Raw genomic sequence first — 21,785 nt, forward strand, 5'->3', positions numbered from 1 at the left:
GTTATATAATATTGCTTTCGTGGTGTAACAATATCCATTTTCTATCACTATTAAGCTTAAAGGTGCCTAAATATTCTCTATTCCATTCACCTGGAGCAATTAAAGAAAGGAAATGAGTGCCATCTGTATCTTTATACAGGTGGTATATTTCTCCTACAACCGGCTCAAAAGAAAATTTGGCGTTGTATAGCAATTCATTCCAGCGAAATTCTTCTATCAGATTTTGGTATTGTGCCTTCAACTCATTAAACTTACTTTCCAGTTCCTTGTTTACACGATTTATTCCGGTAGTTTTCCATCCCGAAAGGTCGTCAGTCTTAATCACCGGAGCGCCCACATTGGTTGCATACGGTAAAAGTCGGGCGTTGTATCCGTGCTCATCAGAAAATACAATATTGTCAGGTTTTTCCGTTTTCATAGGCTATTGCAAATATGTGCTGTGTATTTTTTGTTTAATGTTTTTTCTTAAAAGTTAAACAAAAGTAGTTGTTTTTTATCTAACTTTTGTATTTAGAGCATAAATATTGAGTTAAGATGCTATTTGAGGTTGATAGTTTTAAAAACATATGTCTACAAATGTGTGTTTTGTAGGTAAACCTTCCTTGGGTATTTAAGTACATAGGCATTAATAAGTTGCATAATGTACCCGTTGCCGGAATAAGGTGTAATGTACTCTTTTAGTTCAGATATTTCAGTTATATTGACATCGTTGCTGATGTATCCCATACCGTAAAATTGACCTTTTTCTACCCACACGCAACTCCGTTCTTCATTATTTCTACCCTTATCTACAATGGCATAGGTGGTACGCGATGATTCAATGAAGTGCAACGCGTTATTTACCGCCTCGTTATGGTAAGTTACAGGAGGTAATTCTTTGATACTCCTAATCACGACACCTTCTGAGGTAGTTCCATAATGCACAAACCGATGATCAATATTAAAATCGCCGGCAAGTTTTAAAAGCATATTTACCCCTTCGTGCAGCGAGTGAAACTTTTCTATGTAACCCTGGTACGCTGAAATCTTTCCTATTGCCAAATATTTATATCCGTTACGTGCTTCATAACTATACAATCCAAATTTCGGCTCAAACTTTTTCAGTGCCCTGTTGTGTATGGGCCAAAGTTTTTTTATCTCGCAGCATTCTAATAACAAAGCCATAAACTCTGATGCACAAATTTCAAATGAAATTCCGTAAATATCACGCAAAAAGTTTTGCCGCTGTGCTGTAACGGCGTGGCCTGTAAAATGCTGCGCCACTCTCTTTTTAATATTCTTTGCTTTGCCCACGTACACCACTCTCTTATCTTTACTATAAAAATAATACACACCGGGCTTACTTGGTAGTGCGTCAAAATCTTCCGGCGGCAGGTTAGGCGGCAAGCGTTGATCTTGCGCATTTTTTTTTATCATTGTTTCGATTAACCCATGGGTGTCACATTCAAGTAGTTGCGATAGTAATGCAGCAGTAGCATCAGCGTCTGCACCGGCACGATGGGCACGCGATAAGGATATATTTAATGAACGACATAATTTACCAAGACTGTAAGAAGGTAGCCCTGGCATAATTTTTCGCGTTGCCCTTACGGTACACAGCTTGTGTTTTGCTGTCCACTTTATTCCTGCCCTTTCCAGTTCATGGCGCACAAATGAATGATCAAAGTTTACGTTATGGGCTACAAACACGCGTCCTGATAATAAGTCGTATACTTTTTTTGCAATGTGTTCAAATACGGGAGCATTTCTAACCATATCATTAGTGATTCCTGTGAGTGCAAAAATGGGCAGCGGGATTTCTTTCTGCGGATTAACCAGTGTTTCAAACCGCTCTAAAACTGTATTACCATCATGTATTATTATGGCAATTTCTGTAATACGACTGCCCCCGGCGTTCCCCCCGGTGGTTTCTATATCTACAATGGCGTACTGTATATTTTTCATATTAAAGTTCTTGCAGTTAGTACGCTTTTAAATACAATCCTGTTATTTGTTTATTCGAAAATAACTTCCTTAAAAAGTGGTCTAAGAGGTAAGTAAAGTTATTTAAACTTGTACTTGATTTGTTACTCAAATATGCTATTAATCAGCTCCTAAAAACAAGGATTACCTAAAAGTTACTGTGCAATTTTACTGGTTTTAATTTCAAATACCATGCCTTAAAATGTTAGAGGCGGTTGGATGTTTTTTGTACTAACCTTAAGTTTAAATATAAAGTTACTACTACTTGCATAATATGGTTTTAGAGTTTTTTCAGCGTATTAGAATTCCCTGAAACTGTGAATGATTTTGTAAAATACTTATTTGATGTAACCTGCATGGGCTAAAATTATTCGCTGATAGATTTTTCAATTACATAAAAAAGCTGCCTCAAAGAGGCAGCTTTCCTAAAAAAACCAAACTTTAACTATATCCAACCCAATTTAAGGTACACTTAAAGTCAACTCTTCAATTTGTTCGGCGCTAATCTCCGGATTTGCACCTGCTGATGATGCTACGAGAGCCCCCATGGCACAGGCATAGTTTAGCGCAATTTGCGGTGTTTCGTTTGCCAGTAGTTTCATTATCAGCGTAGCCAAAAAAGAGTCGCCGGCACCTACTGTATCTACAACATTAACTTTGTAGCCACTATTATTATAACTTTCCCCGTTCCACAATAAGGTAGCTCCATGCTTGCCCTTTGTAACACATATAGCTTTAACGCCCGTTTTATGGGCAATAAATTCTATGTTATCTTCCAGTAGGGGAGTTTGCGAGCCCAAACTGCGTGCAATTTCTATAAGCTCTTCATCGTTAAATTTAATGAAGTCGGCTTTTTTCATCAGTTGTAAAATGGTTTCCGTACTATAGTGTGGCGGACGCAGATTAACGTCGAATACCTTATACACGTTAAGTTCCAGCAATTGTAACAGGCTGGATTTTGAAACATTGTCCCTGCACGCAAGGCTTCCATAGATAAGTACATCTGCCGCGTTAACTATATTGTTAACTTCAGCGTTAAGGGATATTTTATCCCATGCCGATGGGTAACTTATTTCGTAGCTTGCACTGCCTCGTTCATTTACATATACCTGCACTAAGCCCGTAGGATAATTTTCTACCGTGATGATTCCTGAAGTAACAAGGCCTTTTCGGGTAACATACTCTATGATGTCTTCCCCGTCCTGATCGTTACCAATGGCACTGATCATGGCCGCCTCGCAACCCAGGCTCTGCATGCGTAATGCAAGGTTTAACGGTGCTCCACCTATTTTTTTACCATCGGCAAATACATCCCAAAGCACTTCTCCAAAAGATACCGCCTTTATTTTTTTACTAATACTCATTTTTGTGTGTTTTATGGTTTTTTAATTTCGAGTGCACCAAACGTAGCTTCAGCTCCACCGGTTACAAGAAGTCCCCAGCTTTGCTGATCGCGTCCGTAAATCCGGTTGCTCAGTACAGTTTTGCCATCTACATAAAGTTCGCAGATACTGCCATCCACAACCATATTTATATTGTGTGCATTGCCTTGTGTAATGGTAAGGGGAACTCGGGTTACCATATCGCCGTTACTGTTGTAGGCTGCTATGCGATTTTGTTGCGGCTCAAACATAATTTTGTACTGTGCACTGTTGCTTACATTGAAAAAGAAACCTGCAGAGCCCGATGTACTGTTTAATGTAAGTTGCGCAGTGGCTTTCATTTTTTTGCCTGACGATGCAAAAGTGGCTATAGCATTACTACTTAAAGCATTTAAGGTAAACGTAGTACTGTTTTGGCTTACATTACCCGATGTATTTTGTACAGTAATAGCCGCCGATTGGGTAAACAATTGATTTACTGCATCAGGGGCTTTTAGTCCAAGAGTACCATCTGCATTCTGTACTATTTCGTGTACTACAAGGTTACCTGCCCACTCTTTGCCGCCGGCATCATTTTCCGGAGCCTTACGGGCAGTCCACCCCAAAGCATAACGCTTATTTCCATCTGATGCAGTTTTGGCAGCGTAGTAGTATTCCCCATCCAGCATATCGTTTGACGGTTTTGTCCATGGGCCGTTTATTGAAGTAGCCATTCTGTAATGGGTACCTTTACTATTACTCCAGTTTTCACTAAAGGTAAGGTACCAGTAACTGCCCATTTTAAAAACATCGGCACACTCCATCATAAGATAGTTGTCTTCTGCTGTTGTGGTGTATAACGGCCCCTCGGGCGTCCAGTTGCCGGTTGTAGGATCAGCCGATGTAAATTTAAGCAAAACTGCTTTCCGTGATGGATCGGTCTGCGTGCTTACCAGCATCCAGTATTTACCGTCATCCGGGTTTTTAAATACTTGTGGATCACGAAAATCATAATTATAATAACCTGATGGGGCTGTCATCTTAAAAGAGCTTTGTTTGGTCCAGTGGACCCTGTCTGTACTTGTAGCGAGCAATACGCTTTCACGCGGGTTGTTGGCTATATAAGAAGCAATTTCGTTGTGCCCGGTGTAGTAAAAATAATACGTGTTACCTATTTTAATCATAGAGCCGGTACCTACGCCAAAATCAGGCTCGTTCTGTTCTCCGTATGGTATCATTTGGCCTTTGTAATCAAAATGAGCCAGGTCTGTTGTGGAGTACTCGTGTATGTCGTGGAAACCCTTACCGGCAGGCTTATTTATTGCATCATGCAAAAAGTATACATGAAACGTACCATCCTCATAAAAAGGCATGGGGTCTCCGGTATAACCGGCGCTAAAGTACGGATTGGTACCACCCATCCATTGCGATGGTGGGGTAGGGTATATGCTGCTTATTGCGCTTTCTCCGCCCATTATGGAGCCTCCAATGTATTTGTCGTCGCTATTGCAGGACATCAGCACTATAGCCATTGCAGGTAACAGGTATATATGTTTTATATTCATAGCAGTATTAGTTGTTTATAAGGTAATTGATGCTGTTTTGCGTTAGGGTTTTAATATTGTTTATATAAGCATTTGGCTGGCTTGGGTTACCGTTATTGTCAGCTTCATTATACCAGTCGTATGCTCCAAAAGCAATAATTACCACATTTTTATCTGTATCGCCCCATTCTGCTATACCTACACGGCCGTTAAGGCCTGTATCCCATGCTTCGCTAGCTAGGTTAACACCACCCGTTTGGGAGCGCCATCCGGCACCATCGCCATAACCTCCCCATTCCGGTAAAAACCACCAAGCGGTATGGTTAAGCCTGAAGGTGCCGTTTTGTAAAAGGTTTGCTTTATTACCGTCATACGTTTCAAGATTTTGAAAAATAGGGTGGCTTTCGTGGCCCGCAAAGGTAATCCCCCACGAGTTTGCCGTATCTATTCCGCCATTAGGTGGAAAATCGCCAAAAACATTATTCGGTCCTTTGCCTGAAGGCACTATGCCTAATGCATCTACATATTGGGTGGCAAAAGTAGTAAGGAACAGATTGCCTCCATTAGCCCTATAAGTACGCAACGCTGCTGTTACAGTAGGGTTTAGTGCTATTGATGGGAGATTCTGAGCGCTGTCGTAGTGCCACCAGATAACATCTATATCTGTAAGGCTGGTGCCCGAGTTAATTTGTGCAAATGAAAGATACTGCGCTCCCGGATAAGTAGCAAAAAGCCAGTCGCAGGCAGTTTTTTCGTCCATGTTTGTTATGGCCTCACGTGTTGCGGCAGTTCCTAGAAAAGCTACTTTTAGCCCTTCAACAGGTACCGTTACGCTAGCCGTATAGATAACAGATGTATTTGCAGTACTTACGGTAAACGCCACAGGATTTGTAAAATCTATGGTACTCCCTGAGGCCGGTGAAATACTTACACCTTCACTGAGTTCTATAACGGGTTGCAGTGCTGTCAGGTCCGTACCCGGAGGTAACGTAAGCAATATAGTGCGTGAGGTATTGTTTATAGTAGCCGCAACATCATTAATTTTAAAACTAATAATGGGGGAGGCTACTGATACGGTGACCTTATAATTTTTATACAGGTTACCATTTACCACCCTGAAATTTACCGGTTGTGAAAAATCTAAAGGCTGGCTAAAGTCTATATTTATACTAGCACCCGAAGGTAATCCTACGTCAGCAGTTTGGTTAGTAAGGCTACTTCCGTAAGGTAATATTACGCTTATAGCACCGGTACTTTGGTTAATATTCCCTTCAGTGCCGGCTATACTAAATGAAGTTACGCTTACCGGCACATTGGTTTCAAACCCCGTGTTGTCAAATCCATCCTCACATGAGAAAAGTGTGACAAAGAGTAGCAACAATGCGGCTATGAATCCTAATTTATATATTTTTTTCATAATGTTTTCTTTTGTGGTTAGTAACCCGGATTTTGGTGGTATACCCCCTGGCTAAAATTAATCTGCGCCAGTGGTATAGGGCAATATTCTTCCTTGTTACGGTCAAAATAGGCATCGTTATAGTACGCGCGTTTTGATTTTTCGCCGGCATAATAGGTATTCATTACCTCATCAGCAATACCCCAACGCACCAAATCAAAGAAGCGGCTGCCCTCCATAGCAAATTCCAGCCTGCGCTCCCAACGTAGTGCCTGCCTTGCAAAATCTTGAGTCCAGGTACAGTTTTGGCCGTTAATATAGGGGCTAATATTCGTATTTGTAGCGTAGCCTGATATTAAGCCGGTACTGTTTGCAGCACGGTTACGTACCTGGTTTATGAGTGGTAGCGCCTGGTCTTGCTGCCCCGTCTCTATAAGTGCTTCTGCCCTCATAAGTAATACATCGGCATAGCGTATCTGTATGCGGTTTTTAGCATTGCCGTAAAAAGGGTCTATGTTTACCGTACAGTTACACCCTACAGGAACGTTTTCTTTTAAAGACGCTGTATATCCGTATGTAGAAGGCGATCTGTTCCATGCCTCAACGTACGTGTACTCAGGGTCGTATTTCCAGGGTAATCCCGGTAGTGCTACGGTATGGTACAAACGTGGGTCTACGTTGTTATTATCTAACGCGTGATAATCCAGGTCTGTGTTATTAAAAGAATCAAACATTGGTAACCCGTTTGCTGTTGTTTTGTAGGCATTCATAAGGTTTTGGCTCGGCTTATGAAAATCACAGCAGCCAAGGCCTTGCGGTAAACTAAGCACATCTCCGTAATTAAGCCTGCCATAAAGCGTGCCATCGTCCTTGCTGAACTGGATGGAGAATATACTTTCTGGTCCGTTTTCATACTGCCCCGGAAGAAAGTTATTGGCAAAATCGGGTTCAAGGCTGGCTTTACCCAGCACCTGTCCCGTAGCTTCAATAACCTGCTGCATGTGCTGCTGGTTAACGCCCGTTACATTATAGTTTTCGTCTTGGGTATAAGCCTGATAAAGGCGCACTTTAGCTAAGTAAGCGTAAGCAGCCGTTTTATTAGCGCGCCCCACCTGTGTCTGTGTTTCGGGTAGCAGTGCTGCAGCATCTTCAAAGTTTTTGGCTATAGCTTCCCATAGCTCTTCGTTGTTCAGGTCTGTATTACTTATGCTGGAATATTGTTCGGCAGGGATGTCTTCTGTAATGTAAGGAATGTTCCTGTACAGTATTTTCAGCATAAAATAAAAATGGCCCCTTATAAATTTCATCTCCCCTATGCGTTGCTGCTTTAGTGGATATTGAGATTCGTTTAGTTGTTCCAGTGCCTTTAAGGCTTTGTTGCATCTTGAAATACCTACGTAATGCTGGTACCACAAGGCATCTAACTCGCCGAAATCAGGACGGATATTATTAGATATTTCAAAGAAGTGAAAATCCTGTATATCATTGGTACCGCTGCCGCCCTTGTAAGCGTCATCACTCCTTACATTTCCGTAAGGCCATAAGCTAAACGGAGTATCGTAATGGTCGTTTCCTAATGCCGAGTAGGCGGCGGTAACAAACCCGTCAACATTTTGTGGGGTAACCAGTTGTTCTTCATCCAGCACGCCACGTGGGCTGTTGTCCAGGAAATCGGTACAGGAAGCTGTAAGCATAAGGCCAAGAAGGCTGGCCATGTATATAGTTTTTTTCATGATGATTTTAGTTAAAGAGATACATTAATACCTACTGTAAACGTCATAGGAAGGGGATAGCCAAAAGCAGGGCTTTCAGGGTCTACCCCGGTAAAATTTTTACTGTTTATAATTAACAGGTTTTGCCCGCTTACGTACAGCCTGCAATTTTCAAGGCTGTATTTCTCGGCTATAGATTTTGGTACGGTATAACCCAGCTGCAATACGCGTAATTTAAGGTAGCTGCCATTTTCTACGTAGTAGGTGCTAAACCTGCTTTCGGCATTACGATCTACGGTTGTAAGAGCCGGTATAGATGAGTTGGGGTTGTCTACACTCCACGCATTAAGAAGTCGTGTACCTTTATTAGACCCTACGTCGTCTACACTCCAAAAGTCAGTTTGGTATTTTTTGCTGTTAATTACATCTACATTCCCTATGCCATCCCAAAACGTTGTGAAATCAAAGTTTTTATAGCTAAGGGCTACATTTATACCGTATTGAAAACCGGGGTTGGGGTTACCTATCCACGTTCGGTCTTTGTTATCTATAATCCCGTCTCCGTTAAGGTCTTTGTAGCGTATGCGCCCCAGTCCTTTACCGGGCTGGTCTGCGTAGTTGTCCACTTCATCCTGGGTTCGGAAAAGCCCGTCTGCTACGTAGCCGTACATTGAGTTAATTGGCCTTCCTAAAATATTGTCGTCTAATCCGTTTCCTCCGTAGTTGTTTCTTACTGCAGCCGGTAGCTTGGTAATCTTGTTTCGGTTAGCAGAAAAGTTGCCTGTTATTTCATATTTAAATCCGCTATCGGTTTGGTTACGGTAAGTAAGCAGTGCTTCCCAGCCGCGGTTTTCCATACTGGCACCGTTTACCCAACGGTTACCACCTTCGCCTATGGCACCCAGATAAGGCGGTTGTACCAGTATGTCGCTTGTTTTCTTCATATAATAATCTACAGATCCGCTTAGCTTTTGATTAAAGAATCCGAAATCAAGCCCTATATCAGTTTGTGTAGTGGTTTCCCATTTCAGGTTGTCGTTTCCGGTTTGTGTAGCAATATACCCCGATGGCAGCAGCCCGTTATTGTTACCGTTAATATCATACGCAGTTCCGTAAGATGTGGCCCATGTAGGGCTGCCCCCTGCGTAGTTAGCAAGAAATAAGGAATATACAGCGTTATTACTGATTTCCTGATTACCGGTTTGTCCCCAGCTGGCACGCAGTTTAAGATCAGATACCGGTGTATTTTCTATGTTTTTAAGGAAATTTTCTTCGCTGATACGCCATCCCGCAGATACGGCAGGGAAGGTACCAAAACGGTTGTTTTTTCCGAATCGAGATGAACCATCACGGCGCACAGTAGCCGAAGCCAGGTAGCGCCCCGCATAATCATAATCAAGTTTGCCGAAATAAGACAACAGTTTATAACGTGTAGAAGTACCACTGGTAAACGATTCACCCGTACCTGCATCAGGATACATATAATCAGGAGTTTCTACAACAAAGTCATTTTTCCGAAGCGTTGTATTGTCAAAGGTATCGCTGTACATTTCGTTACCGGCAAGGATGTTAAAGTGATTTTTGCCCAAGTCAAAATTGTAGGTGGCTGTATTACTCCACGTCCATTTGTCGCTTACGCTTTGGTCTATTGTTACCGATGTTTGGTTGTTTTGTAAATATCCTGATTTGTAACTGCGCTGTAGGGTACGTTTATTGTAATACCCGTAATCAATTCCGAAGCTGGATTTTACATGTAGGTTTTTAATTACCTCAAGATCAGCAAAGGCATTGCCAAATAAACGGATGTATTTGTATGGATTGTCTTTATTGTATTCTAAAAGACGCACCGGGTTTTGGCGGTCATTCATTCCCCCTACGGGGCCACCCCAGCCGGCACCGTCTACCGTGTGTACGGGTATAATAGGTAAGGCCCTCAGGGCAGGGTCTAATACACCGGGGTCTGTTACCTCGCGGGTACGGTTCATACTAAAGTTTTCCCCTATGGTAAGCCTGTCGTTAAAGTATTTGTATGAACTGTTCATACGGGCAGAAATACGTGTAAACTCGGTAGTTTTTACGATCCCCTCATTGTTATAGTAATTTAATGAGAACACGTAGTTTCCTTTTTCTGATCCGTTAGATACAGACAAGTCATAACTTTGGGCAATTCCCGTGCGGGATATAGCGTCGTACCAGTCTGTATTTGATGATTTTATGGTTTGTGCAGCATCCAGGTATTCAGGAACTAACACTTTATTAAGTGTGGGGCGGCCGTTTGCTACGCTCCAGTCAAATCTATAGCTTAGGTTATTGTTGTTTGGGTCTATGCCATCATTAACGTTGGCCTGCCACAATGCCTGCCCGAATTGTTCTGCATTTAAAACCTTAGTCCTGTTAGCATAAGATGAAATCGATGTGTACTGATCAAAATTGATACGCATACGGCCATTTTTACCTTTTTTAGTGGTTATGATTATTACACCGTTGCTGGCCCGTGACCCGTAAATACTTGCCGAGGCAGCATCTTTAAGTACCTGTATGGTTTCAATATCATTTGGGTTAAGTTCGTGCATGCCTGATTTTGTAGGCACACCATCTATTACCAGTAGGGGAGCGGTGTTATTAAGCGTACCTACACCCCGAATTACAATACCGGTATTACCCCCGCTGGGAGACCCGTCTGTACTTACGCGTACACCGGGAACGCGACCTTGTAATGATTGTACTACATTAGGTTGTTTTTGCTTATTGGCTTCTGCCATATCTACCACTGCTACTGCGCCGGTTATGTCTGCCTTTTTTTGGCTGGAATAGCCGGTAACCACTATCGTTTCCAGTTCGGTTTGGTCTTGCTTCAGAGTAATATTGATTTGTGGAGCCGCTGCAATCGTTTGCGGTTGATAGCCGACAAAACTTATGGTAAGCTGGCTTGTTGACGGCACATTTTTAAGGGTAAATGTACCGTCGATATCTGTTGTTGTTCCTGCCGATGTACCACTTATGATTACCGACGCACCCGGAAGAGGCATATTGTCTTCGGCAGATAGCACAGTTCCTTTTACTTCTATTCCTTGGGCTGTGGCCAGCAAAGGAAACCATAAGCAGAGGAAAAAAATAATGTTACATTTCATATTTAGTTTGGTTAAAGGTTATAGCCTATTTAAAATCAAGTTGATTGATAGTAAGATTGTCTATTTCAAAATTCTGGTTGCTCTCTATACTTAGTCTGGTAAAAGGGCTTTTAGTATAAAATATTTCTGTTAGTACTTTTTGCCCGTCATTATAAAACAGCTCTATAGACGTTTTGTCAAGTAAAAATCTTAGTTTGGTTTTCTTTTGCAAGCCCTCGAGTTTAGCTTTAGAACCCCATGCGGTAAATTTGTGGAACCCCGTGGCATTACTTGATTTAGAACGGTCTACAAAAAGTTCTTCTTTTGTGTTATCTATGCCAAAGCGAAGTTCATCACCATCTTCGTTAGATAGTACTAGTGTATACATACCTTTTTTTAGTTGACTCATTGTTAGACTGATGTCAGCTTTAGTAAAGTCGATCTTATTTTTAGTTAGTATATCAGCACTTTTTTTAACCGAAATTTTTTTCTGTACTTCAGTGTTAACAATATAGTTTTCAAGGTTTTTAACCGGTATAGTAGTAATCTTGTAACCCTGGTTGTCTTTTACAAGTTCCAGTTCTCTAACCACTGTGTTTGCACCACGCCAGGTTTGTGTAGGTACCACATTAGCGTAGTCCCAGTTTGTCATCCAGCCTATGAGGTATCGCTTGTATTGTTCGTCCGGAGTTCCACCCCAGGTTACTGCCGCATAGTTGTCGCGTCCGTAATCAAGCCATGCCGCTTTTTCTGTACTCAGGGTTTGGGCAAAGGTTTTGTCCAGCGTGAAATGTTTACCGTCAAAATCGCCGATAAAATACTGAGTTCCGCTACCTCCATTCGCCCCACCGGGATTAAGGCTTTGCAGTAGTACCCATTTTATTTCATTAGTACCTTTTACTTTTAACGGAAAGAAATCCGGACATTCCCACACGCCTCCATGTGCTCCCACGCCCAAACCGAAATCAGAAAGGTATTTCCAGTCTTTAAGGTTTTCAGATGCGTAAAATTGTGCTTTGTCTTGCGCGGCGAGTACCAGTATCCAGCGGTTGTTAATCCAGTCGCGGTTTACTTTAGGATCACGGAAGTCTCTTATTCCCGGATTTTTTATTATTGGGTTTCCTTCATCATATTTTGTCCATGTTTGCCCGTTATCTATGGAATAGGCAAGCCCCTGCGATTCTACATCTATCTTACCGGCTTTCTCTTTTACGGGATCGTGGTAGGTAAAAATGGCTACGGCAGGCGCTTTGCCGTTCTGCCCAAGTAGACTACTGTTTTGCGTATCGTATGCGGCACTGCCGGAGAATATGTAACCAAAACGATCAGGGTAGAGGGCTATGGGTTGTTCTTCCCATTTTACAAGATCTTTACTTGTGGCATGCCCCCAGTGCATAGGGCCCCATGTGTTTCCGTAAGGCCAATACTGAAAATACAAGTGATATACCCCCTCGGCATAAAACAGCCCGTTTGGGTCGTTCATCCAGTTGTTTTTTGGTGTAAAATGATAGTTTGACCTATATAAGGTTTCTTCGTTTTTAGCTTCCTGGGCAACAGCATTGCCCGTAAAATAAAGACTAGCTAGCCCGTACAGTAGAAGTTTTTTCGTATTCATTTTTATGACTTTGTCGGTTTTTATTGTGTGTTAATTCCCCACTGAGTTCTTCAAGTGATTTTCCTTTTGTTTCAGGCATAAGGAACATTACAAAAAGTAGCTGGAAAACCATCATTATGGTAAATATCAGGAAAACTACCGCAGGCCCTATGGCTGTAAAAAGCACTGGCACCATAGAAGGGATAATGGCGGCCAGTACCCAGTGTACTGAACTGCCAAATGCCTGGCCCGAAGCACGTATATGGTTAGGGAAGATTTCGGAAATAAATACCCATATTACGGCACCCTGGCCTATGGCGTGGGCGGCTATAAAGAGGAACAGGAACCCCGGCACTGCCATGCCGCCCCAACCAAAATAAAATGCTGCCGAAACTAAGCCTAATGATATAATATACCCTACAGAACCGATGTACATTAGTAACCTGCGGCCAAACTTATCTATAAGGGCTACGCCGATAAGGGTAAATATCAGGTTGATAATACCAATACCAATACTGCTTAATAGGGCAGTGTTGGCTCCCAGACCGGCTTCCTGAAAAATGCGCGGTGCGTAATACAGGAAAGCGTTAATACCCGAAAATTGGTTAAAAAAAGCTATCAAAAAAGCCAGTAGCACAGGAAATCGGTATTTTTTCGAAAACAGGGTTTCGTGAGCAGCATCTTGCTCCTGGTTTTGCTCCAGCATCAGGGTTTGTATATTTGCCTTTGGGTCTATTAGGGTGAGTACTTTGCGTGCTTCGTCGTATCGTAATTTTGAAAGCAGCCAGCGCGGGCTCTTTGGCACAGTTAGCATTAACAAGGTATAAATAGCTGCCGGGACAGCTTGTATACCCAGCATCCAGCGCCACGCGTTTTGGCCTATATCCTTTAAAAAATAGTTTGAAACAAATGCTATTAAGATACCCAATACAATATTAAACTGATACAAGGCTACAAGACGCCCTCTTTTTTCTGCAGGGGCAATTTCAGATACATAGGCCGGTGCTGCTATGGTAGAAGCGCCTACGCCCAGACCACCCAAAAAACGAAATGCAGCAAACATATAAGGCTCGTTTGCCATGGCTGAGCCTATGGCGGATATAAAGTAAAGTACCCCTATCCACAAAAGCGTATTTTTGCGTCCTATTGCGTTTGTAGGTATACCTCCAAAAATGGCGCCTACTACGGTACCCCACAAGGCCATACCCATAACTACAGTACCGTGAAACGCGTCTGAAGAGTGCCAAAGCTTTTGAAGTTGTTGGTCAGCGCCGGATATTACCACTGTGTCAAACCCGAATAGGAAACCGGCAAGGGCTGCAATAACCGACCAGATAATAATTTTGTTCATTGGTTGAAAAATTTAGTTAATCTGATGGCTAAAGTAGCTTTAAACACAATTGAGCTTCTGCGCTGATGTTACAATGATGTAACGTTTAACGATATTAAGACAGGCTTATGGTTTATTTTTATGAAAATCAAAACGTTATGCTTACGAAAACATTTTCATCTAAATCGTTGTAGTTATACTGATGTTACATATAGTATAAAAATGTTACTTATTTATACTTCGATATAGTACCTGATATTATCCGTTAGTTTTAAAATCTTTAGGAGATATACCATATTTATTTTTAAACGCTGTTGAAAAATAATTTGGTGACGAATATCCTAAGGCATACGCTACTTCGCTAACGTTAATATTTCCGCTTTTTAGCATCTCTGATGCACGTTCCAATTTTATGTTACTAATATGGTCGCTTATGTTAATGCCAAGTATTGCCTTTACTTTGCGGTACAGCTGAACGCGGGAAACGAGCATTTTTTCGGCAAGTTCTTCAACGGAAAATTTAGGGTCATCTATATTGTCTGAAATAAAGGCATTCATTTTTGAAATAAAGTCCTGCTCTAAATTTCCAAAACGCGTATCTGCGTCTACCTTGTAAATATTATTGATATAGTAGTATCTGAGTTTTTCGCGGTTAAACAACAGGTTCTCTAGGCTGCGTTGCAGCACCGATAAGCTGAATGGTTTGGTTAAGTAACTGTCTACGCCAGACTGTAGCCCTTTTATCATAGACTCTTTATTGCTCAATGCTGTTAGCATTAAAATAGGGATGTGTGAAGTACGCAGGTCTTTTTTAAGAACCCTGCTTATTTCAAAGCCATCTGTACCCTGAAGGTTTATATCGCATATAATGATATCGGGAATGTTTTGCAATGCAAGCGTTACTGCGTCAGATCCGTCGCTGGTGGTTACCTGGTAGTCACTCCCCAGTTTACTGCCCAGGAAGTTCACGAGATCAGGATGGTCTTCTATAATCAGAAGGCTGTATTTTTCGTCTGTGCCGTTTTTTGCAGGAACGGTAACGATTTCCTGCTCAGACAACAGGAAGTCCTGAAGTTGCAGTGCACTGTTTTTAAGCTCTTCTTCATGCCTGTTTATTTCAGAAACAGATAAATGACCGGTACCTTTTTGTAAAGACAAAATAAACGCGGTGCCATGCATGGATTTTACTTCAAGTTCGCCCTTATGAAGCAACACAAATTCACGCGCAAGGTTTAACCCTATTCCGGAACTGTTTTTAGTATTGTTAGATGCTTTAAAGAACGGATTGAAGACCTGAGAAAGTTCGGCTTCAGGTATTCCTATACCCGAATCACGGAAGGTAATCTTTACATGAGAGGTGGTCTCTTTAATTAAAATACTAATCTTTCCGTTATCTGGTGTAAACTTAAACGCGTTAGATAACAGGTTAAAGTACACCTTATCCATAAGCCCCCTGTCTATAAAAACGTCAGTGCCGCGGTTGTCGCATATTATCGTAAAATCTATATTACGCCGGGCAGCCTCTGCTTTAAAATTAGTCATTAACGCCAGTGTAAAATCATAAATATTGGTGCGTGAGGCAAGCAGGGTAAACTTACGCTCTTCTATTTTCCTGAAATCAAGCAATTGGTTTATAAGGCGTAGTAAACGGTTAGAATTGGCATATATAAGTTTCATTTCTTCCATTAAACGTGTGCCTTTTATCTTGTCATTTTCAATAAGCGATTCGGCATAACTTATAATTAAAGTTAGCGGTGTTTTAAACTCATGGCTTAGCCCCGTAAAAAAACTAAACTTAGCTTCATTGTTCCTCCTTGCTTGCTCGGCCATGGTTTCCAGTTCTGTATTTTGCCTGGTCACGGTGTTATTAAACGCTTCCAGTTGCCGTTTCTTCTTCTTTAGCGATACCGTGCTGTAAATACTGTACACCGCAAGGCCTAGTATAGTAACGAGGAAAAAACTCAGTAAGCGAACCAAATGTTTTTGCGAGCTAAATTCTTCTTCCTGAACCTTTATGGCATTAAGTTGTCCTTCAATAGTTTTTTGCTGCTGGTCTACCTTATCCATTTGGTTTTCAATAATTTCAGCGTTATTTTGATCGACCACAATGGTATTCAGAATATTGTTTTTGGCAAAAGGTTCTCTTTTGTACACCGTCATGGCTAGCTTTACAGCTTCGTTACCACCATTAGGATACAATATTGTTGCAACTAATATACCGTCTTTAACCAGTTGTATACCGCCATTAGGTGTATTAAGGGCGTCTACACCTATAATTTTTATGCTCTTTTCCAATCCGAGTTCTTTAGCGGCCTCGTAAGCACCAAGCGCCATACGGTCATTATGCGCGAAAACATAATCTACGTTTTTGTTTATTAAAAGAAGTTGCTTTAACTGGCTTTTTGCCGATGGTAGTTCCCAGTTCCCCCTTATCCTGTCAGTTATATTGATTCGCGCATTTTGGTCTGATAACTGCTTAAAGCCCAGACTGCGTTCGTATGCCGGAGAGGAGGCATTGGCTCCGGTTATTTCAATTACATTTACCTTTTTTGTAGTATTTGCTAGTATGTATTTTGCTGCATTACGCCCCACTTCTATATTGTCTGCTCCTATAAAGGCGGTAAAATCTTCGTTATCGGTTTTACGGTCTACTGCTATAACAGGTATACCCTTGTCCAGTGCTTTTTTTATAATTGCATCTAGTGGTTTTGCTTCTATTGGCGATACAAGTATAACATCTACGCCCTTAGTAATCAACTGCTCTATGTCCTTTATTTGTTCATTCACATTGTTATGGGCATCTTCTATTACAAGTTGCATTTCCGGGTGCAACGACGCCTCCACAATCATCGACTGGTTCATTTGCCTCCGCCATTCATCGGTAGTCATGGCCTGCGAAAACCCTATGAGAATTTTCTTCTTCCCGTCAGTTTGCGTGCAGCTTACCGTACTTGCTATCAATACGGCAAATAACAGTACAGACATTATTTTATATAAAGCTTTGTGGTTTAATGAGTGGTAAAACATAAATTGTAAAGGATAAAGAAGCTTTGCGGTTTTTGTGGAAGTGAGTAAACAAAAATACGAGTATTTTTTTTCGAATTTAATAATTATGAATTTGATACCGATTTTTAAATAATATGTTCTGTTTAAAGTTGCTCTAACGTTTGATTTTGTTGTATCATTATCATACCTGCATGATACATAATTAAATCTATTTCGTTTTCGTTAATTTTAAAATGTTAGTTTTTTTGGTGATTTACAGTTGTTTATGTTTTAAGTCTCTTTTTTATCTCAATCAATTAAACTTTTGTTCAAAAATCAGACTGTTTAAACCTGATTCGGGATATAAATTGCCTTGATTTTTAACCAATAACTGTAAAATATGAAAGGAAAATTACTTTTGTTTTTCGCACTGATGTGCGTTTCGTTTGCTAAGGCACAACATCCTTCAGTAGGTATACTAGGTGCTGCAACGAGTTTAGGATGGAGTGGTAACCAGCCTGATATAGCTATGGAAACCACAGATGGTGTACATTACACATTAAATAATATGCCGCTGTACGGTGGTGGCTTAAAGTTTAGGCAGGATAATAGCTGGCCGCTAAACTGGGGAAGTACCGAGTGGCCTTCCGGTATCGGCGTACAGGATCAGGGAGGTATGGACGTACCTGTGCAGGTAGGGGTGTATGATATTACATTTAATCTGGAGACCAAAGCCTACAGCTTTACCTATAAGTTTCCTGTGATTGGTATTCGCGGCGCTGCTACAGCTGTAGACTGGGGAAGTGTTAATGGAGATATTTTATTTAATACGTCTGATGGCGTGGTATATACCATTAACAATCTGTCCCTTAATAATGGAGGATTAAAATTCAGGCAGGATAACGACTGGCCGAATAACTGGGGCGGAGATACATGGCCTTCGGGAACAGGTATTTTTAATCAGGATGGGGTAGATGTACAGGCTGTACAGGGAATTTATAATGTTACCTTTAACCGCACTACTTTAGAGTACAGCTTTGTCCAGATTTTCCCATCAGTGGGGGTATTAGGAAGTGCCACAACTGTGGGGTGGGATGGGCCGGATATAGACATGGAAACCACAGATGGAATAATTTACACTTTAAACAATACCGTTTTAACTGATGGGGGACTTAAATTTAGGCTAGATGATCAATGGCCTAACAATTGGGGCGGTACAGCATGGCCATCAGGCACAGCAATATTTAACCAAAATGGGGTAGATATACCTTGTACAGCAGGAACATATAATATTTCGTTTAACCTTAACACACTGACTTATAATTTTGAGGTGGTAACAGCTGGTGTAACCAATGTAAAGAAAGACGGTATTTCTCTTTTACCTAACCCGGCATCTGATATAATAACATTATCATACAAAAATATTAATGCTGGCGCTGTAGCATTTTATGATGTCAGTGGTAAATGTGTTATGGCCTCTGATTTTCAGCAGCAAAACTCCTTTAATGTTTCTGGTTTTGCACCGGGTATTTACATTGTAAAAATTACTACTTCTAAAGGCAGTTATAACGTTAAGTTTATTAAAAACTAGCGCTTCACATCATGATAGTTTTTCCAAACCTGTGTCTTTGAGGCACAGGTTTTTGTTTTTTATATAAACGTTATCAACCGGATTGCATCTAAATTATATTTAAATGTAGGTTTTTTCCATAAACATCATATTTATCCTTGTTTACAGAAAATCATAAACAAAAGCAGTGTTTTCACAGATTAAAGAACGTCAACGCGGCTTATGTTTTTTTAAAAATACTCGAACATTTGGCTAGTATTCATTTTTAAGCGAAGAAAAGCGACTCGAAATGCATGTTTTTAGCGGTATTCTTTCCGTAGAAGTTAATTGCCTACATTTAAGGGACAAATAATTTACTCCATTCAATTATAGTACCTCTGATTCCCTTCTACATACCCTCTATAAACGTTTCTACAAAGTCTACTATTTTATCTAAAATACGATGGGTAATGGTGGCTCGGTCTTTTAAACCCGGCCTTTGGTTCATTACCTCTATAATATCTTCGCGTAACGGTTGTTTTTGTGTAAACAAATACTTGCCTACCAACACCTGTAATTTATCAAAGTTGAGGTTTTCGTCTGTGGCAAGGTGCTCTATGGCACGTAGCTTTTCTAAATTCCAGTAGGTTTCAAACTGGTCTGTAAGCGTGGTGCTGTCTTCTATATACGGCAGGTTTTGCAGTATAAATTTTTCTATAAGTTCCTTTTTGCTGCGTAGCCTGGTATCACCAGCCATAATATCGGCAATGGTTTTCTGCTGCTTTTCGCGGTCGGATTTGCTGGTAGCTTCTTGAAGTTTTACCAGCAGGTTAAGAATATACACTACGTTAATCTCGTCGCGGTGTATAAGCTCCAGTTCAAAATCTATGTCGTTCAGTATAGAAATCTTTTCTTTATCGTTCTTAACCACATCTCGAATGTCAAGGTACTTGCCTTTGTAGTCTTCAAAATCCTGCTCTGTAATGGGCAAATCATCAAACGTAAATTCGGTAAAAGTACCCAGCACGTTTTTAAGGCGCATTAGTTCCCTAAACGCCGTAACAAACTCCAGTATTTCGGCCTCGCTGGGCAGGTCGTTCACGCTGTTTACCGTTGGGGCTATTTCCAGTAGTTTTTCTACTGCCTTTTCAAAATCGGCTATGTAGTTTTCGTAGGGTTTAAGCACAATAACCTCAACGGCATCTTTATTGGCAAATAGCTCTATAGCTTTATCTGTGGCCTCTTTAAGATTACGGAAACAAACTACATTACCCTGCGACTTTACTTCGTTTAAAATACGGTTTGTGCGCGAATACGCCTGTATAAGGCCGTGGTATTTCAGGTTTTTATCTACGTAAATGGTGTTTAATGTTTTGCTGTCAAACCCGGTAAGAAACATATTTACCACCAGCAGTATATCTACCTGTTTTTGTTTTACGCGTTTTGCAATGTCGTTATAGTACAGGTAAAACTCGTTAGTGGTGTAATTACTGCCAAACATACCGTTATAATCGGCTATGTAGCTTTCCAGCTTTTCGCGTGGGTGTATTTTGCAGTATTGCGGCTCAGGTTCGCCCAGGAATTTTAAATTTTCCTCCTCTATAAACCCATCGGCATCCTCTAAATCGGGGTTTGCCTCGTACGAGAAAATAGTGGCAATTTTTAAATCGTGCTTACCCTCTTGTTTTTTGGCTTTAAGCAGGTCGTAATATTGGGTAAGCATACTTACATCCTGAACGCAAAACATAGCCGTAAATGCCCTGTTGTGCGTTTTACGGGCATGATTGGCTATTATGTAATCGGCTACGGCGTTTAGCCTTTGCGGGGCTTCCATAACCTCGGCGCGGTCTATGTCTTCTATATCTATATCGTCTATGCCCTCTTTGCCTCTAAAGGTGCGAATATACTCTATGCTAAATTTTAGTACGTTTTGGTCTTTAATAGCATCGGTAATCACGTATTTGTGCAGGCAGTCTTCAAAAAGGTCTTTAGTAGTGCGCTTGCCGTGGTCGTTTTTGGCGGCATTGTCTGCAAAAATAGGCGTGCCGGTAAACCCAAACATTTGCGCATTAGTAAAGTACTCTTTTATACGCTTGTGGGTATCGCCAAACTGGCTGCGGTGGCACTCGTCAAAAATAAACACTATGCGCTTATCCTTTAGCTTGCCCATAAGGGTAGCGTGCTTTTCTTTAAGTACGGCGGTGTTTAGTTTTTGTATGGTGGTAACTATGAGCTTGGTGTCGTTACTAAACTGCTTAACCAGTGCGCCGGTGTTTGTGGTGCTGTCTACGCTGCCATCGCTAAAAGAGTTAAACTCCTTTATGGTTTGGTAATCCAGGTCTTTGCGGTCTACTACAAACACTACCTTGTGCACCTCATCCAGGTTAGTGAGGATTTGGGCGGCCTTAAATGAGGTAAGCGTTTTACCCGAACCCGTGGTATGCCAAATATAACCCGCCTTTGTAGTGGTTTTTACCCGGTCTACTATAGCCTCTACCGCATAGTACTGATAGGGGCGCAGTGCCATAAGCATCTTGGCCGACTCATTTAGCACTATGTATTTGGTTATCATTTTGCTGAGCTGGCACGGCTCTAAAAACACATTGGCGAAATCCTGTAGCTGGGTAATAAGGCTGTTATCGGGGTTTGCCCAAAAGAAGGTTTGCTTAAAGCTGCGCTGGTTTAGCGGGGCATTAGCATAGTACTTGGTATTTACCCCGTTGCTGATAACAAATAGCTGTACGTAGCCAAAAAGCCCGCTGCCGGTGTGGTAGCTGTGCCCCTCATAACGCCCGGTTTGGTTAAAGGCTTCCTTTAGTTCCAGGCCGCGGCGTTTCAGTTCTATTTGTACCAGGGGCAGGCCGTTTACCAGTATGGTTACATCATAACGGTTTTTGTACATACCCTCCATAGTAATCTGGTGGGTAACCTGATACTGGTTTTGGCACCAGTGTACCTGGTTTACCAGCTCCAGGTAGCCGGTATCGCCGTTGTCTTTAGTATAGGCAACTTTATCGCGCAGGGTTTTTGCTTTTTCAAAAATATTACCCTTAGCCAGGTGGTTTAGTACCTGCTTAAACTCTGCCGGGCTAAGGGTGGTATGGTTATGCAGCTCCAGTTGGGTTTTAAGGTTGGCTATAAGCTGGTCTTCGTCTTTTATGGTTACCTTTTTATAGCCCAAGCCTACCAGCTGGGTTACTAAGTTTTCTTCTAAAATGTATTCGGGTTGTTTGGTCATTGGT

Annotated in this window: 12 protein-coding genes; 1 reads left to right on the forward strand and 11 read right to left on the reverse strand. The window is 41.4% G+C overall.

Annotation, left to right across the window (positions count from 1 at the left end; genetic code table 11):
* Position 1: 1 nt before the first annotated feature.
* From ACLI08_RS13200 to ACLI08_RS13245, 10 genes are all read right to left on the reverse strand, one after another.
* Entirely contained in the window at positions 2 to 418 is a 417-nt protein-coding gene (locus ACLI08_RS13200; RefSeq protein ID WP_411428967.1) for a DUF2452 domain-containing protein, read from the reverse strand.
* Between the two features lie 152 nt (positions 419 to 570).
* Positions 571 to 1,944, reverse strand: coding sequence for an exonuclease domain-containing protein (locus tag ACLI08_RS13205; RefSeq protein ID WP_411428968.1), 1,374 nt, complete (start codon positions 1,942 to 1,944; stop codon positions 571 to 573).
* Positions 1,945 to 2,423: 479 nt separating this feature from the next.
* On the reverse strand, positions 2,424 to 3,326 hold the full coding sequence (locus tag ACLI08_RS13210) for a carbohydrate kinase family protein (protein WP_411428969.1): 903 nt from the start codon (positions 3,324 to 3,326) through the stop codon (positions 2,424 to 2,426).
* 11 nt (positions 3,327 to 3,337) lie between these two features.
* Positions 3,338 to 4,888 (reverse strand): GH32 C-terminal domain-containing protein, encoded by a 1,551-nt coding sequence (locus ACLI08_RS13215; RefSeq protein ID WP_411428970.1) that lies wholly within the window; start codon positions 4,886 to 4,888, stop codon positions 3,338 to 3,340.
* Between the two features lie 7 nt (positions 4,889 to 4,895).
* Complete coding sequence (locus tag ACLI08_RS13220; protein ID WP_411428971.1) at positions 4,896 to 6,284, reverse strand: DUF4960 domain-containing protein; 1,389 nt, start codon at positions 6,282 to 6,284, stop codon at positions 4,896 to 4,898.
* A gap of 17 nt (positions 6,285 to 6,301) precedes the next feature.
* Positions 6,302 to 7,996 carry a RagB/SusD family nutrient uptake outer membrane protein gene (locus ACLI08_RS13225; RefSeq protein WP_411428972.1) on the reverse strand — a complete coding sequence of 565 codons (1,695 nt, stop codon included), beginning with the start codon at positions 7,994 to 7,996 and terminating at the stop codon, positions 6,302 to 6,304.
* 11 nt (positions 7,997 to 8,007) lie between these two features.
* Positions 8,008 to 11,106, reverse strand: a complete 3,099-nt coding sequence (locus ACLI08_RS13230; RefSeq protein ID WP_411428973.1) for a SusC/RagA family TonB-linked outer membrane protein — start codon at positions 11,104 to 11,106, stop codon at positions 8,008 to 8,010.
* A gap of 25 nt (positions 11,107 to 11,131) precedes the next feature.
* Positions 11,132 to 12,700, reverse strand: a complete 1,569-nt coding sequence (locus ACLI08_RS13235; protein WP_411428974.1) for a glycoside hydrolase family 32 protein — start codon at positions 12,698 to 12,700, stop codon at positions 11,132 to 11,134.
* Positions 12,663 to 14,030, reverse strand: coding sequence for a sugar porter family MFS transporter (locus ACLI08_RS13240; protein WP_411428975.1), 1,368 nt, complete (start codon positions 14,028 to 14,030; stop codon positions 12,663 to 12,665). Before ACLI08_RS13240 ends, ACLI08_RS13235 begins: the two co-directional genes overlap by 38 nt.
* 237 nt (positions 14,031 to 14,267) lie before the next feature.
* Positions 14,268 to 16,994: a substrate-binding domain-containing protein gene (locus ACLI08_RS13245; protein WP_411428976.1), complete on the reverse strand. Its 2,727-nt coding sequence runs from the start codon at positions 16,992 to 16,994 to the stop codon at positions 14,268 to 14,270.
* A gap of 400 nt (positions 16,995 to 17,394) precedes the next feature.
* Here ACLI08_RS13245 and ACLI08_RS13250 point away from each other — a divergent pair, with 400 nt between their 5' ends.
* The gene (locus tag ACLI08_RS13250) at positions 17,395 to 18,585 is read left to right on the forward strand and encodes a T9SS type A sorting domain-containing protein (RefSeq protein ID WP_411428977.1); all 1,191 of its coding nucleotides are present in this window, start codon (positions 17,395 to 17,397) and stop codon (positions 18,583 to 18,585) included.
* Positions 18,586 to 18,952: 367 nt separating this feature from the next.
* Here ACLI08_RS13250 and ACLI08_RS13255 read toward each other — a convergent pair whose 3' ends face one another.
* On the reverse strand, positions 18,953 to 21,781 hold the full coding sequence (locus ACLI08_RS13255) for a type I restriction endonuclease subunit R (protein WP_411428978.1): 2,829 nt from the start codon (positions 21,779 to 21,781) through the stop codon (positions 18,953 to 18,955).
* Between the last annotated feature and the right edge of the window lie 4 nt (positions 21,782 to 21,785).

The sequence above is a fragment of the Flavobacterium sp. RNTU_13 genome (assembly GCF_046614455.1).
Classification (GTDB): Bacteria; Bacteroidota; Bacteroidia; order Flavobacteriales; family Flavobacteriaceae; genus Flavobacterium.

Excerpts from the sequence above, each read along its gene's own strand:
- ACLI08_RS13210 (WP_411428969.1), bottom strand. The coding sequence starts at position 3,326 with ATGAGTATTAGTAAAAAAATAAAGGCGGTATCTTTTGGAGAAGTGCTT.
- ACLI08_RS13240 (WP_411428975.1), bottom strand. The coding sequence starts at position 14,030 with ATGAACAAAATTATTATCTGGTCGGTTATTGCAGCCCTTGCCGGTTTC.
- ACLI08_RS13220 (WP_411428971.1), bottom strand. The coding sequence starts at position 6,284 with ATGAAAAAAATATATAAATTAGGATTCATAGCCGCATTGTTGCTACTC.
- ACLI08_RS13205 (WP_411428968.1), bottom strand. The coding sequence starts at position 1,944 with ATGAAAAATATACAGTACGCCATTGTAGATATAGAAACCACCGGGGGG.
- ACLI08_RS13225 (WP_411428972.1), bottom strand. The coding sequence starts at position 7,996 with ATGAAAAAAACTATATACATGGCCAGCCTTCTTGGCCTTATGCTTACA.
- ACLI08_RS13200 (WP_411428967.1), bottom strand. The coding sequence starts at position 418 with ATGAAAACGGAAAAACCTGACAATATTGTATTTTCTGATGAGCACGGA.
- ACLI08_RS13250 (WP_411428977.1), top strand. The coding sequence starts at position 17,395 with ATGAAAGGAAAATTACTTTTGTTTTTCGCACTGATGTGCGTTTCGTTT.
- ACLI08_RS13255 (WP_411428978.1), bottom strand. The coding sequence starts at position 21,781 with ATGACCAAACAACCCGAATACATTTTAGAAGAAAACTTAGTAACCCAG.
- ACLI08_RS13230 (WP_411428973.1), bottom strand. The coding sequence starts at position 11,106 with ATGAAATGTAACATTATTTTTTTCCTCTGCTTATGGTTTCCTTTGCTG.
- ACLI08_RS13245 (WP_411428976.1), bottom strand. The coding sequence starts at position 16,994 with ATGTCTGTACTGTTATTTGCCGTATTGATAGCAAGTACGGTAAGCTGC.
- ACLI08_RS13215 (WP_411428970.1), bottom strand. The coding sequence starts at position 4,888 with ATGAATATAAAACATATATACCTGTTACCTGCAATGGCTATAGTGCTG.
- ACLI08_RS13235 (WP_411428974.1), bottom strand. The coding sequence starts at position 12,700 with ATGAATACGAAAAAACTTCTACTGTACGGGCTAGCTAGTCTTTATTTT.